This window comes from Eubacterium sp. 14-2, from assembly GCF_000403845.2.
Classification (GTDB): Bacteria; Bacillota; Clostridia; order Lachnospirales; family Lachnospiraceae; genus Petralouisia.
The window spans coordinates 705,560-719,743 of record NZ_KE159568.1; the positions used below are offsets into that span (position 1 = coordinate 705,560).

Sequence of the window (14,184 nt, forward strand, 5' to 3'; positions counted from 1 at the left end):
GTTGTCACCTCATTTTCAGACCAATATTTTTATAATACTGTCATAGACAAAGTTCCTGGCCTTCTCACGGTCCACATCCGCAAACAGTTCCTCATGGGTCAGATAAAAAGCATAGGACACAAACTGGGAAAGAATGGCGCTCCATACCCGGAACCCGTCCCGTTCCCGCACAAGCCCTTTGTCCGCGGCCAGTTCCAGCATTTTCCCGGTCATGTCCATGGCTGCGCCGCAGTCTTCCTTTCGCTTCACCAGCTCCTTCATAATACCGCTGCCGCTTATGGTATCATCCCTTAAAATTCTTTCCAGCAGGGCAAACCCGCCATATTTCCTGTGGGTCGCCTCCAGCATATCCATCCCCTGAAAAATAATTTCCTGGAAGCTCTGCCCATTTTCAATTAATTCCATGATAACAGCAACATGTTTTTCCGCCTCATACTGAATGGCGCCTACAATCATCTCCTCCTTTGTAGCAAAGTATTCGTAAGCGGTACCTTTTCCGATTCCGGCTTTCGCTGTGATTTCTGATACCTTTAAGGTACTCAGCTCCCGCCCGGAAGCAAACAGGTCCAGCACCGCTTCGTACATTGCCTTTACCTTTGGCGGATACAGTTTTTCTTCTTCCATGATACTCTTCCTCTATATTTCTTCCTCTACCATACTTTTCCTGCTGTAGAACAAATCATAGATGCAGGGCACTACCACCAGCGTCATTACCGTTCCATAAATCATCCCTCCGATGGTCACCACCGCCATGGGCCTGGACATATCGGAACCCATATCATTTCCAAAAGCAGTGGTAGACATGGCCAGTATAGTGGTCATGGCTGTCATCAGAATGGGCCGCAGACGGGTCTTTCCGGCAGTTATAATGGCCTCCCGCTTCTCTGTTCCCTCTTTTCGAAGCTGATTGATATATTCTACCATAACAATACCATTATTTACAATAATTCCTACCAGCATAATAAACCCAATCATGGAAATTATACTGATTTCACTGCCGGTAAAAAACAGGGCAAGAAATCCGCCGGTCAGGGCAAGAGGTATGGTAAACAGGATGATAAAGGGCGCTTTCAGAGACTGGAACTGTGCCACCATAATCAAATAGATAAATGCAATGGCCAACACCAGCATCAGCATCAGCTGTTCCATGGCTTCATTGATGCTCTCATCTTCTCCGGTCATTTTCATGGAATATCCTTCCGGCAGTTTATAATCCGCAATGGCCCTGTTCACTTCTTCTCCCACCAGTCCCACATTGTAACCTTCTCCGATTCCGGCGTTTACCGTTACATACCGCTCCTGTCCGTCACGGCTGATGGACGCCATACTTTCCATTTCCTCAAATTCCGCCACTTCAGAAAGGGAAATCTCAGATTTTTCCCCATTCTCTTTATCCGTATAAGTAAAGGTAATCTGTTTCAGAGATTCTCTGGAAGCGTCACTCTGCTCCACACTCTTCAGGAACACGTCATAATCTTTAATATCTGTGGAGATTGTCGCATCAGAAGTTTCCGTTTCCATATGTTCCTGGATCAGCTGATAAACCTGAGCCACTGTCATACCGTACTTTGCGGCTTTTTCCTTATTTACAGTAATCCGCAGTTCCTTTTCCGACTCCTCCCCGCCGTCTGATACATCCACCGTTCCTTCTACTTCTGACACAATCTCAGATACATCTTTGGCAATTTTCTGCAGTTTATCCAGATCCCGGCCTTTAATCTGCAGTGACAGTCCGGTTCCGGCCAGGGCTCCCATATCCATATTGGAACTGCTGATGCTGATTTCCCCGTCCATATCCTGAGTCATCTCTGTAATCTGTTTTGCAATTTCATCGTTGGTCAGTTTTTTGTCCTCTTTTAAAATGATATAGAGCGTCACAGTATTGCTGTTTCCACTGCCTCCCATCATGCTGGAAGCAATTCCGCCGCCTCCTGCCATGGCGCCTATGGATTCCACATCTTCAATGGTCTGAATCTGTTCCGTTACATCATCGGCAAGTTTACATGCCTTTTCAAAATCTGCCCCTTCCGGCGGCGTAACGGATACCGACATCTGAGTGCTTTCCATATCCGGCATAAATGCAGTTCCTTTTGAAGCCGCTGCTCTGGCGCTGATTACCAGCAAAGCCACCATCCCCAGCAGAACCAGCAGTTTCAGACGGAGCATTTTTTCCAGCAGGACGCCATATACTTCCTGGAACCGCTCAAACCAGGGATGTGTTGTCTCCTTTGTCTTTTTCAGCATTTTTGCTCCCATCATGGGTACAAAGGTAAGCGCAATAATCAGGCTGGCCAGCAGGGAATAGGCAATGGTGAGCCCCATGTCCACAAAAAGCTGCCTTGTGATTCCTTCCGTAAATACAATGGGCGCAAACACACACACCGTTGTCAGAGTGGAAGCGGTAATGGCGCCGCTCACCTGTTTTGCTCCTTCCACCGCTGCCTTTCGGGCAGACAGTCCCTCATTTCTCATACGGTAAATATTTTCAATCACCACAATGGAATTATCCACCAGCATACCAATGCCCAGCGCCAGTCCCGACAGAGAAATCAAATTCAGGGTAACGCCGCTGAAATACATGAGCACCACCGCAAACACCACGGAAATCGGTATGGATACCGCAATAACCAGCGTGGGCCTGATATCCTTCAGAAACAGCAGCAGAATCAGAATGGCAAGACCTGCACCGAAAATCATGTTGTTCAATACGGAATCCACAATCATGTCAATGTAAATCCCCTGGTCCATCAGCACAGATACTTCCAGATTTTCATTATTTTTCTTCATGCTTTCAAATTTATCATAAATCCGTTTTGTCACATCTCCGGTGGAGTATCCGGTCTGTTTTTCCACGGAAAGCATAACGCTGGGCCTTCCGTTTAATCTGGCATAGGAATCGGCAGAATTATCCACCACCGCAATGTCGGCCACGTCTGACATGTGGATCACATCCACACCGTCCATGCCCAGGTCCATGAGCACCATGTCCTTCAGGGCGTCCACGCTGTCCACCGCGTCTCCCACACGCACCATGTAACGCTCTCCCTCATCGGTAATATAACCGGCCGGCATGGAAAAATTCTGGGCCGTCAGAATCCCCGTCAATGTTTCCATGGTCAGAATATTGTTCAGGTTTGCAGAATCATAGGCTTCCTTTTTTGTTTCCTCAAAGGACTCTTTGGATTCTTTCAGCTTTTCCTCACCGCTGGCAAGCTGCGCAGAAGCACTTCCCATTTCCACGGAACCTGTAATCTGGCTCTGATTCAGCGTAGCCAGTGTATCGTTAATGGTGGTTTTTCCTTCGGCCACACTCTGAAGCCCTGTCTCAATAGCTGCAATTCCGCCGTTGATCTGAATCAGCCCCTGCTCCGCCTGGGTGATGGTCTCAGATATATAAGATACCAGCTGTTTATCAGAAGCATTTTCTTTTAAGGTACTGCCCTCCTGGGAAGCCAGTTCTGATTTAATGGCCGAAAGGCCGCTTTCCACCTGAGCAAGCTGTTCCTGTAACTGCTCCTGCTGAGCCTGAAGCTGGCCAAGGCCTGCCTGTAACTGCTCCTGCTGAGCCTGGAGCTGGTCAATCTGTTCCTGTAACTGGGCTGCCTGCGCCTGAAGTTGCTGCACCTGTTCCTGCATCTGGGCTGCCTGCGCCTGTTCCAGAGCCTGCTGTATCTGAGCCAGGCCTGCCTGCGCCTGTTCCAGACCGGACTGCAGCTGTCCCTGCTGTGTTTCAAGTGTTTCCTTCTGTTTCTGCAGTTCTTCCAGTCCCTCTGTGAGCTTTTTCTTACCTTCTATCAGAGAATTTACCTGCTTTTGCAGCTCTTTTAAAGACTTTATGCCCTTTTCCGTATCAGATTTTGTCTCCCGCAGTTCCGCCAGCTTCGTGTTCAAATCTGCTTCTGTCTGGAACAGCTCGATTTTCTTATCATTTAACTGGTTCTGGGCATCACTGAGCTGACCTGCCATCTCGGCCTGCCCGCTGCTCAGTTTATTTTTCCCGCTGCTGATTTCATCCTCTGCCGAATCCATCTTTTCTTCCGCATCGGAAAATTTCGCATCCAGCGAGGCAGTGATTTTCTCATTGACAGCATCAATCTTTTTCTGGCTTAACGTAACCTGGACGGATTCCTGAATCAGTCCCGTTCCGGTCACGGAAGCCACACCTTCCACACTCTCCAGTTCCGGTATCAGTTCTTTCTCCGTATAATCGCTGATCGCAAGGCTGTCCATGCCTTCCACTTCCATGGCCGCAATCATAATGGGCATCATGTCGGGATTCAGCTTCATAATAATGGGATTGCCCACCGTCTCCGGCCAGTATCCGCTAATCTGATCCAGACTCTCCCGCATTTCCACGGTAATGGAATCCATATTGGCTGTCTGCTCAAATTCCAGAACAACCATGGACATGTTGTTGGCAGAATTTGAACTGATATTCTTAATATTGGAGGTGCTGGCCATCGCCGCTTCTATGGGCTGAGTCACCGCGCTCTCCACCTGTTCCGGGCTGGCTCCCGGATATGTAGTAATCACAATCGCATAGGGAAGGTTGATGCTGGGCAGCAGATCCGTACTCATTTTGCTTAAGGATACCACTCCCAGAATGATAACCAGCACAATCCCCACAATTACAGTATAAGGTTTTTTCACACTGAACCTTGAAAACATATGTTTGTCCTCCCATCCTGTCATTTTCCGACCGACCAGTCAGTTTCATGTTAATTATAATCATAAGTCTTACAAAATTCAATAAAAAAAGTATTAAATTTGCGTCAGCTCTTCTGCACAAGAACAAATGCTTTTTTTAGACAATCCATCTTCATTGTCTATTGATTCTGAAAGATTCCTTTTGTATTATTTTCCTGTAAATAATTGCAGGCGTGCTTTTCACAGATGAAAAGAAGCCACAGAGGGTATACGATTCATGAGGAGGAGAAAACATGAAAAAACTGATGCAGAAACTGGTATGTTTCACAATGATTCTGGCGCTGATGCCGACGCTCACTGTGCGGGCGGCTTCCCCGGAAGCAAAAGAAATCAAATTCACCAACGCATGTGACATGGCAGGTTACATCTATGCCGGCTACTATCACTGTTCTACCGCAGTAAACCCGGATTTTAACGGGCCTATCCACATTGTAAAGGCAGAACTTCACAACAACAACCGGACCACACCGGTATATCTGGTGGGTATTTCCGGAACGGAACTGATTTTCAACCAGCCTACCAACATTATCACAGATCTTCGGTGCGGATTTGAAAAAGACAATGTATATCTGCGGGAAATTGTCAATGTTATCTGCGACAATGTTCCGATTGGTTCCAACCTGATTATCACCGGCCACAGCCTCGGCGGTATGGAAGCGCAGCAGGTATCCGGAAATCTCAGGTTAAAATTAAGATATAATATTATGAATGTAATTTCCTTCGGTTCCCCGTTAATCACACCGGACGAACGGGAAGGCACTCTGCGCCGCCTGGGCGACAAGGCAGACATTGTTCCTTACATGAGCATTAATTCCATTAACCGTCCGGTTCAGCAGATACTGGGACTGGAGCAGGAAGACGGCGGTTATGGCGACGATTTTGCCGCTGCTCATATGAAGAGTTATCTGCGGGAAGACGTCTGGGGCGATTACGACGTACTGGGCTTTAAGGGCGGCAATGCCACAATTACATTTTCTGAGCAGGTAAAAGGATATGGAGCTTACATTATCCCGTTTTTTAAAGATCTGCCCGTTATAGATTTAAGCCCCTGGAGCTGAGCCAATAAATAATAAATATATAAAACATACAGAAACCACAGAATTTTTGAAAAATTCTGTGGTTTCTGCCATATTCCCGCAAACAACCTGCTGTTTCAGTATAAAAACCGGATTTTCGGAAATGCTATTTCATACCATTGCCCTGCTGTTCTGAAAAAAATACATAATTTTCCATTCTGTTTTTATTTTTGTACACATAAAGCAGTTGAAAAAAAAAAAAAACATGTTACATTAGTAATCAGAAAGATTTTGAAAAATTTTAAGGAGGATTTATGCTATGGGCAAAAATATGCAAGGTTTCGGCACAATGATCGGCAAACTGAAAAAAAGTCCAAAAAGAATCGTATTTACAGAGGGCAGCGACCCCCGTATTCTGGAAGCAGCTTCCCGTCTGCTTGCTTCTTATTTCCTGACTCCCCTGCTGGTAGGCAACAAGCAGGAAGTGGAAGATGCCGCAGAAGAATTCGGATACAACATCCGCGGAGCTGAAATCATTGATCCGGAAACCTTTGAGAGTATGAATGAAATGGCAGAAACCCTGTGTGAACTGAGAAAAAGCAAAAACCTGCAGATGGAAGAAGCTCTCAAAATCCTGAAACAGGGTAATTATTTTGGAACCATGCTGGTAAAAATGGGGTATGCTGACTGTCTGCTGGGAGGGGCAACCTATACCACTGCCGACACAGTTCGTCCCGCCCTTCAGTTAATCAAAACCAGACCCGGACATAACATCGTATCTTCCTGTTTTATTTTAGTACGTCCTTCCGCAACCGGTGAAAATGAAGTGCTGGCCATGGCTGACTGCTCCATCAACATCAGACCCACAGAAGACGAACTGGTAGACATCGCCATCGGCGCCGCAGACTGCGGCCAGCTCTTTGGTATTGATCCGAAAATTGCTTTCCTGAGTTACTCCACTCTGGGTTCCGGAAAGGGAGAAGACGTGGATAAAATGCGTAACGCAGCCCTTAAGACAAAAGCCAGACGGCCGGAACTTCCAATTTCCGGAGAAATACAGTTCGACGCCGCTGTTTCCCCCCGCGTGGCCCGTACCAAATGCCCGAATGATGAAATTGCAGGCCATGCAAACGTATTTATTTTCCCGGATATCAATGCCGGCAACATCGGTTACAAAATTGCACAGCGTATGGGTAACTTTGAAGCCTACGGCCCAATCCTGCTGGGACTGAAATCTCCTATCAACGATTTGTCCAGAGGATGTACCGCAGACGAAGTATATTCCATGGCGATTATCACCGCCGCACTGGTGGATGAAGTGGCACCGCGGTAAAAGCGCTGTTGATAACGAAAAAACCTGCTGATTCTTCTGAAACAGCAGGCTTTTTTTGCATATAATAAAGCAACTGACAGATTTACAAGGAGCATTACCATGCATACATCATGCAAATTAAGCAATGTAGCCAAAAATTATCTGAACACCTTTCACTGCATTTCAGACGAAATGATCTGCAAAATGACTGAAGCAGAACTGAACAACAGTATTTCATGGAACTTTATTGCACAGATGATCCCCCACCACCAGGCGGCCATAGAAATGTCTCAGAATCTTCTGCAGTATACCACTTTCATCCCTCTGCAGAACATTGCCTGCGGTATCATTGAAGAACAGACCAGATCCATCGAAACCATGCAGGAAATTCAGTGTTCCTGCGGTATGCGCAAAAACTGCAGCCAGGATTTATGTTTGTACCAGCGCAGAATGGATCAGATTATGCAGAACATGTTCTCCAAAATGTCCTGCGCCCCGGACACCAACCAGCTTAATGTAAATTTCATCCGCGAAATGATTCCCCATCACATGGGCGCTGTTGAAATGTCCAAAACCACGCTGCAGTACGACATCTGCCCTCAGTTAAAACCTGTGCTGAATGATATTATCAGTTCTCAGCAGAAAGGGATCAGACAGATGCAGCAGCTTCTGCGCCAGCCCGGATGTGCATAATTACTCCATGCGGGGCACAGAAACACTTCCTGTCTTTATCAATGCCCTGGGTAATGCATCCTTTGCATTTTTCCAGGGTTCTTCTCTGTAACGATAATCATTTTTGCAGATAAACCATTCCACGTCATCCCGCACCCGCTTAAAATGTTCAAGAAAAAGACCGTTCAGGGTTCTTAAAAACGGTTCCAGATATTTTTTATTCAGATACTCAGGCGCCAGGCCAAACAGCATTTTATAGTGTCCGGTACAAAATCCTTTTGATTCTTCAAACTGCTTCCGAAAGTCTTCTTCCTTTTCATAAAGATAAAAAATAGTTCTCAGATAACTTTCAAAGCTCTGATTTATATATCCGCATACAAAACATTTCTGTTCCTGAGCTTCTATATAATCAATAACCGGTGAAGAAGTTTTCGCATTTTTCCTGAACATGGAGTTTGGAGAAGGCAGCGGGGCTTTCGCTGCCTTCTCCAGATCTTTTATGGTTTTATCCATATGGGTTTTCAGTATCAGGGCCAGACCAATCTTATTGGGATATACATATAAATCCTGTAAATGTTTTTGGCAAAACCCCTGGTCATCGGTCTGAGCCCGAATATCCTCCTCCATATAACTGGCTCCTGCTCCTATGGTATAATTAATGGCATTTTCCTCCAGTTTCTGATACATAACGCAGATGGGGCATTCGCAGTCCTGCCCAAAGGCGTCCTGAACCGGTATGGTATGGAGCTTCTCTTTCATGGCATATTCCTCTTTTCATTGGGTTTTCTTTTACCCATCATACACAGAAATTTCATAAACTGTCAAGCAGGTATCAATTTACCTGATAAACCTTCAATGTAACGGTTCCATCCTCATTTTTTGTAAAGGTCTCAACATATACGGGGCCATTTTCCCCGCCTGTGATATGCATGGTTTCTGACATGCCGGTCTGGCCCTTTTCGAATAAGCTGTCCACCTGAATTTCCGCAGAAGTTCCGCTTCCATCCTCATTTTCATAGGAATATTCAATCCACCCGTTTTCATCCGGAGTCATGATCCGGGTAAGATGCTCCAGCAAAGTTCCATGCTGATTCAGTTCTTCTTCTGTCCATGTTCCGATTTTTTCTTCTATCTTCCCGATTACGTCCGTATTTTCTTCCTGCTGAGAGTCTTCAGAGTCCCCTCCTTCCAGTTCCTGCTCCAGCTCTCTGATGTATGCATCTGCTTTTTCCTGATCCGCCTTTTTTTCATCCAGAGGCAGATGAAACAGCGCGTTTACTCCTTCATAATTCTCTGTCCTGGTAATTTCTCCTGTAGCTTCATCAAACTGATAAGCATTGCTGTCATACAGGCTTCCGCTGCTTACCGCAAGATATAAGGTCCGGTCTGCGAACATCTCCACATTGTCTGTCTCGGTAATACGATACTGGATGCCGTCCTGCACATACTCCGTATACCCGCCCACCATGGTTATGGCATTAAATATGGATGGATTCTGGCCTTTAATCAGGGGAGATACAAAAAACGGATCTTCTCCGTAATGCTCATCACTCACATCCGGCCTGGGAGAACCGTCCGCATTCTCTATGGCAGTGACCACATAGGTACGATCCTCCCGGATTCCTGTATCATCTGAAGTTACATACTGACTCAGATTTTTTCCGGAAACCACCCCCAGAAGGGTAATACGGTAAGCTCCGCATTCCTGGGATTCGTTAAGATAAACAGCATCCTCGCTCTGAAATGCTGCCGCAAGTCCCTGGTCTTCCACTGTCTCTGCCACTTCGTCCGGCGTCAGATACTTCCAGGCTGCCGCTGCTGTCAGAGAGCCGGCAAAAAGGACTGCTGCTGTCAATATTGCTGCTGCCGGCATTTTTTTCTTATATGTTCTGTTCATAGATTCTGCCTCCTCTGCTTTTCTTAAAATGTTCTGATTTAACCAGTAATCCGGTTCTTCTTCCGGAGAAAGGGCCTGTCGCAACAACTTTTCCAGATTTCTGTCATCTTTCATCCAAAATAACCTCCAACTCCTTTTTTAACAGCTTTCTCGCTTTATACAGTCTGCTTTTTACTGTTCCCTGGGGCAGTTTCAGAACTTTTCCAATCTGCTCCGTGGTAAACTGCTGGGAATAATACAGGTAAACCGGAATACGGTATTTCTCCTCCAGTTTTGCCACTGCTTCCCTTACCTGTCTCTGCTGCTCCTTACGGAAAAAAGTTTCTTCTGTGGAATCCTCCTGCCTGCCAGACTCCCCGCCTGCCATTTCTTCTGTAAATACTTCTGTTCCGGCAATCCGGTTCCGCCAGGCATATTTCCGCTTTTTATTTTTCCAGATGCGCAGCGCTATGGAAATCAGGTAGCTTCCGGGATTTCTCTCCCGGTCCATCTTTTCTTTCAGCTCCACCGCTTTCAGAAATGTATCCTGATAAAGTTCTTCTGCCTCCTGTTTGTTTCCGGTAAGCTGGCTGCAAAATGCGTAGACATTTTTTCCATATTCGCGGATACATTGTTCCAACTGCATGTTATTCATGTTACTCAACCTTTCAGACGTCTTTCCGGGGTGTTTTCATGTGCCCTTCACTGATACATTGTAATAACTCTTCTTCCGGTTCACGGGCCTGACTTATCATCAGACCGTTCCCTTTCATTTACGGGATGCAGACAATATTTTCCTGCAGATTAAAATACAAAATTTACTTTTTTGCGGATATATTATATACTGTTGACTGGGATTTTGAAAATGAGAACTATTCAGATTCCAATGAATGAGAAAGGATCGTACACAATGCATACCATTAAAACTCCCGTTCTGGGAAAGAATGTCTATATTGCTCCCGGCGCCATTGTCCGGGGAGATGTAACACTGGGAGATAACTCCAGTGTCTGGTTCCACACAGTTGTGCGGGCGGAAGCCGGTTCCGCGGTCATTGGAAATGACACCAATATTCAGGATAACTGTGTGCTCCATGTGGACCACGGGGCTGATATCCGGATTGGAAACCAGGTTACCATCGGCCATGGAGCCATCATTCACGGGTGCACCATCCACAGTAATGCTTTAATCGGTATGGGTGCCATCATTATGAATCATGCTGTGATTGGGGAAAACTGTATCATCGGAGCCGGGACGCTGATTACCCAGAATACCGTAATTCCCGACAATTCTCTGGTCATCGGCAACCCCGGTAAAATCATACGCCCGGTTACAGATGAAGAAAAGGAAAATATCCGGCATAATGCCGCTTATTATGTGGAGGAAGCTGCGGCTTATGCCGAACAGTCTCTGTAATCTGCTGTCATGCATAGCTGCAGGCCGGATCAGTTTCAAATCTGCAATTATCCGTGCTCGGCAAGGATTTTATCCAGCAGCCCTTTGCAGCCTGCCGCCACGTCCTTATAGGTCTGCTCAAAATCTCCTGTATACCAGGGGTCTGCCACATCTCCAGGGTGGTCTGTATAATCCAGCAGAAGGCTGAGCTTATGCTCCTTATCATTTCCAGTGATTCGGAGCATATTTTTATAATTCCATCTGTCCATCCCGATGATGTAATCGTATTTCCGGTAGTCGCTGCGTTCCATGCGGACTGCATATTTTCCTGCTGTGGAAATGCCCTCCTGAGCCAGCCGGCTTCTGGTTCCATGGTGGACCGGATTGCCGATTTCTTCCATGCTGGTGGCGGCGCTGGCGATATAAAATTCATCGGCAATGCCCTGCTTTGTTACCATGTCTTTTAAAACAAATTCTGCCATTGGGGAGCGGCAGATGTTGCCGTGGCAGATGAATAAAATCTTTATCATTGTTTTCAAACTCCTTGTTTTGCCCAAGAATGCCCTGTTTTGCTAGGATTCCCGGATATCTTATGCCTTGCTCTGAAACGAACAAATGTTGCATATCAGAGCATATTTTAGTAAGTTGTTGCTACCTGTTAGTAGTAAAATTAGTAGTAAAAAGAATATTCTTACTACTAAGGATTCCCAACTCAATCAGCACTTTCCACCGCCACTAGCTGATTAAGTAGTCTGTCTACCAACTCCACTTTATGAATTTTAGGAAATGAATAATCATGAATAGAAGCTATAATTATCTGGTTTTCTTTAAAATCTCGTTTCAAAATATTCATCATAAGTTCAATATTTTCTTGATCTACTTCTTTTCCACTTGGAGAATCAAGAATTATTGGCAACTTAATTTTTAAGTGCTTTTCAAGTTCTAAAATATATCCCATTTTAAATGCAAATACGGTTTTATGAAGTACTGCACCTGTTAACTCCTTCAAATTAGATGTAAACAAATATTTCTTGGTAATACTTTCTGAATCGCCAATTCCCAATTCCGTAGCATATTTAACAATTGTTTTATACATTGAAGAAACAACATCATTATCACTTCTGGATATTTTTGTGATTTCTTCTTGTACTTGCTTCTGTTCTTTCTCTAATTTACTAATTTCATTTTTTATTGCAACTTGATTCATAGGTATAGATATTATTTTTTTATCAAATGCTTCTGCTAAGGATTCTGACTCATAAAAGGAAAGCTGCCCATCTTCTTTTTCTTGTTCCCTCAAAATTTTATCAATTTTTGAAACTATTTCAGACAATTCATATGATAACATTTTTTTCTTGGCTATCAGTAAATCAATAGAATCATTTAGACCCACAATGTTATCCTTAGTCACAGTAATACATTGACCATCTTCTGTCTTAATTAACAACTTCATACCTGCAACAAATTCTTGAAATTTTCGATTCCCTGTAATACTCTGATTAATTCTACGAATTTCACGTTCAATTGAATACTGTTTCATCCTCAATTGTTCAAGTTCGATATTCTTTGTTTCCTGATAGGTGTCGGCAGTTAAACTATCTCCACTAATACTATCTCTATACTGCGCAATACTAAACATTTGCCTATATTTTGACAAATCAGAACTTATTCTTTTCTGCCTTGCAATCAATTTGGAACAGTCCTTACCAGAAATACCTCTTATCAATTCATCAATATTAAAATGTATGCTACCAATAACCACTCCCCTATTTAGCAATGTCCATCCTTTTTCTTGGTCAAAGTAAAACGCACCAAGCACATTATTAAGAATATTTATATTATCTGTACAAAACAATTTTGAATGCAATATACATAATTGCTCTGGCAATGCATATATTTCCTCTTCACCATCGCACATTAAGGAAATAGCATAACCATTTTCTCTTGTTAAAAGTACTCTTTTTCCCGTATCAAGAGCAAGTTCTATTTTAGTATAACACTTTTCAAATTTAATTTTTTTGGTACTTGGTATCGAATAACCTAAAGCATATAGCATTAATCTAACCAATGTTGTTTTTCCACAGCTATTCTTTTTACTAAATATTAAATTTGCGCCCGCTTCAAATATAATATGCCTTTCAAATAGCCCATCTCTTATATATATTGAATTAATTAACACAGATTTACCTCCCTTTTAATCCTGTCTATAGTAAATCTTCTTTTTATAATATTATGCATAATAATTTTAGTAACGGCTTCCTGTATTTCCTCATCAATGCCATTCACACTAAATTCAGACATATACTCTTTCCATTGTAATTCTATAAACTCGTTAAGTTTCTCACTTGGTTTTTTACTTGTTGTAAATCCGTTATAGTCACTTAAAATTTTGATGAAAAACTCACATTGTTCACAATGCGAGTTGATGATTTCGGCATACCTATTTACAACCTCTTCATATACACCTGAATCAAACTGTTCTAAAAAAGAATCTTCGCATTGTTCAATTTCTGTTATTTTCACAAGTATAGGCCAGATGATATCTTTCTTACTCAGTTTAATAGCCGCATCTTTTTTACCACCATTATCAAAAACTTGCCAATGCCATGTTTCTAATAATTTTTGCCCAATTCCAGATATATTTGTATTCAAGTTTCCCACAAAAGCATTAATATTTTCCATAATTACTTTATATCTTTCTGCTTCATCATCTGTTTCAAATGGTAAAACCTGTATTTTCAATTTGTTAGTGTCAAGTTTCTTATCCATTTTTGCCAAGTACTCATCAACTATCTTTCGAGCAGAAGGAGGCAAAGTTTCGTATTGCCTGTGCGCATGCCCATAAAACACACTTCTTGACTTATCATCATTGAATGGATTAGGTGAATTAGTAATCATAATTAATTCTCTTACATTAACCTTTTCCCCTCCTTCCGCTAATGTCATTAATGCCTTTTTCAAATTTTTGCGTACATTGGTAAAATCAGCACTTGCATTCTCTACAGCCTTTGCCTGTGCCAATACCATTTCTCCAGAAGATAGTTCTAACTCTATATCCTCATAATTTCCTTCCAAACGCAGTTTTTCTACTTCCTTTATATTTTCTAAAAAAAGAACTATTGCCGAATTCACTTGAAAATCAAACGCAAATACAACTGCATCCGCTCTACGACTTCTTGGCATTTCATCTCTCCTCCCACTTGTTCCT

The 14,184-nt window shown here is 43.5% G+C and carries 12 protein-coding genes; 4 read left to right on the top strand and 8 right to left on the bottom strand.

The annotated features are described in order from the left end of the window. Positions 1-15: 15 nt before the first annotated feature. Positions 16-624 (bottom strand): TetR/AcrR family transcriptional regulator, encoded by a 609-nt coding sequence (locus C805_RS20280; RefSeq protein ID WP_016215870.1) that lies wholly within the window; start codon positions 622-624, stop codon positions 16-18. Between the two features lie 12 nt (positions 625-636). Continuing rightward, complete coding sequence (locus C805_RS20285; RefSeq protein ID WP_016215871.1) at positions 637-4,668, bottom strand: efflux RND transporter permease subunit; 4,032 nt, start codon at positions 4,666-4,668, stop codon at positions 637-639. A 272-nt stretch (positions 4,669-4,940) separates the two neighbouring features. Between C805_RS20285 and C805_RS20290 the strand changes: the two genes are divergently transcribed. From C805_RS20290 to C805_RS20300, 3 genes are all read left to right on the top strand, one after another. After that, positions 4,941-5,765: an alpha/beta hydrolase family protein gene (locus C805_RS20290; RefSeq protein ID WP_016215872.1), complete on the top strand. Its 825-nt coding sequence runs from the start codon at positions 4,941-4,943 to the stop codon at positions 5,763-5,765. A gap of 277 nt (positions 5,766-6,042) precedes the next feature. Continuing rightward, positions 6,043-7,056: a phosphate acetyltransferase gene (pta, locus tag C805_RS20295; RefSeq protein WP_016215873.1), complete on the top strand. Its 1,014-nt coding sequence runs from the start codon at positions 6,043-6,045 to the stop codon at positions 7,054-7,056. Between the two features lie 99 nt (positions 7,057-7,155). Next, positions 7,156-7,728 (top strand): DUF305 domain-containing protein, encoded by a 573-nt coding sequence (locus C805_RS20300; RefSeq protein WP_016215874.1) that lies wholly within the window; start codon positions 7,156-7,158, stop codon positions 7,726-7,728. On the opposite strand, the gene C805_RS20305 is transcribed toward C805_RS20300, so the two are convergent. From C805_RS20305 to C805_RS20315, 3 genes are all read right to left on the bottom strand, one after another. Beyond that, positions 7,729-8,466 carry a DUF6062 family protein gene (locus tag C805_RS20305; RefSeq protein ID WP_016215875.1) on the bottom strand — a complete coding sequence of 246 codons (738 nt, stop codon included), beginning with the start codon at positions 8,464-8,466 and terminating at the stop codon, positions 7,729-7,731. It abuts the gene before it with no gap. A gap of 73 nt (positions 8,467-8,539) precedes the next feature. Continuing rightward, positions 8,540-9,718: a hypothetical protein gene (locus tag C805_RS20310; protein WP_016215876.1), complete on the bottom strand. Its 1,179-nt coding sequence runs from the start codon at positions 9,716-9,718 to the stop codon at positions 8,540-8,542. Next, positions 9,708-10,238, bottom strand: a complete 531-nt coding sequence (locus tag C805_RS20315) for an RNA polymerase sigma factor (protein WP_016215877.1) — start codon at positions 10,236-10,238, stop codon at positions 9,708-9,710. Before C805_RS20315 ends, C805_RS20310 begins: the two co-directional genes overlap by 11 nt. 255 nt (positions 10,239-10,493) lie before the next feature. Between C805_RS20315 and C805_RS20320 the strand changes: the two genes are divergently transcribed. Further along, positions 10,494-10,997: a gamma carbonic anhydrase family protein gene (locus C805_RS20320; protein WP_016215878.1), complete on the top strand. Its 504-nt coding sequence runs from the start codon at positions 10,494-10,496 to the stop codon at positions 10,995-10,997. 47 nt (positions 10,998-11,044) lie between these two features. Here the strand turns inward: C805_RS20320 and C805_RS20325 are convergent, their stop codons facing one another. The 3 genes from C805_RS20325 to C805_RS20335 all read right to left on the bottom strand — a co-directional run bounded on the left by C805_RS20325 (position 11,045) and on the right by C805_RS20335 (position 14,159). After that, positions 11,045-11,506, bottom strand: coding sequence for a low molecular weight protein-tyrosine-phosphatase (locus C805_RS20325; RefSeq protein WP_016215879.1), 462 nt, complete (start codon positions 11,504-11,506; stop codon positions 11,045-11,047). A 182-nt stretch (positions 11,507-11,688) separates the two neighbouring features. After that, positions 11,689-13,155, bottom strand: a complete 1,467-nt coding sequence (locus tag C805_RS20330; RefSeq protein ID WP_016215880.1) for a hypothetical protein — start codon at positions 13,153-13,155, stop codon at positions 11,689-11,691. Continuing rightward, positions 13,149-14,159: a hypothetical protein gene (locus C805_RS20335; protein ID WP_016215881.1), complete on the bottom strand. Its 1,011-nt coding sequence runs from the start codon at positions 14,157-14,159 to the stop codon at positions 13,149-13,151. Before C805_RS20335 ends, C805_RS20330 begins: the two co-directional genes overlap by 7 nt. Between the last annotated feature and the right edge of the window lie 25 nt (positions 14,160-14,184).

Bases quoted from the DNA above. Each gene is read 5' to 3' on its own strand.
- C805_RS20280 (WP_016215870.1), bottom strand. From the start codon at position 624: ATGGAAGAAGAAAAACTGTATCCGCCAAAGGTAAAGGCAATGTACGAA.
- C805_RS20285 (WP_016215871.1), bottom strand. From the start codon at position 4,668: ATGTTTTCAAGGTTCAGTGTGAAAAAACCTTATACTGTAATTGTGGGG.
- C805_RS20290 (WP_016215872.1), top strand. From the start codon at position 4,941: ATGAAAAAACTGATGCAGAAACTGGTATGTTTCACAATGATTCTGGCG.
- pta (WP_016215873.1), top strand. From the start codon at position 6,043: ATGGGCAAAAATATGCAAGGTTTCGGCACAATGATCGGCAAACTGAAA.
- C805_RS20300 (WP_016215874.1), top strand. From the start codon at position 7,156: ATGCATACATCATGCAAATTAAGCAATGTAGCCAAAAATTATCTGAAC.
- C805_RS20305 (WP_016215875.1), bottom strand. From the start codon at position 8,466: ATGAAAGAGAAGCTCCATACCATACCGGTTCAGGACGCCTTTGGGCAG.
- C805_RS20310 (WP_016215876.1), bottom strand. From the start codon at position 9,718: ATGAAAGATGACAGAAATCTGGAAAAGTTGTTGCGACAGGCCCTTTCT.
- C805_RS20315 (WP_016215877.1), bottom strand. From the start codon at position 10,238: ATGAATAACATGCAGTTGGAACAATGTATCCGCGAATATGGAAAAAAT.
- C805_RS20320 (WP_016215878.1), top strand. From the start codon at position 10,494: ATGCATACCATTAAAACTCCCGTTCTGGGAAAGAATGTCTATATTGCT.
- C805_RS20325 (WP_016215879.1), bottom strand. From the start codon at position 11,506: ATGATAAAGATTTTATTCATCTGCCACGGCAACATCTGCCGCTCCCCA.
- C805_RS20335 (WP_016215881.1), bottom strand. From the start codon at position 14,159: ATGCCAAGAAGTCGTAGAGCGGATGCAGTTGTATTTGCGTTTGATTTT.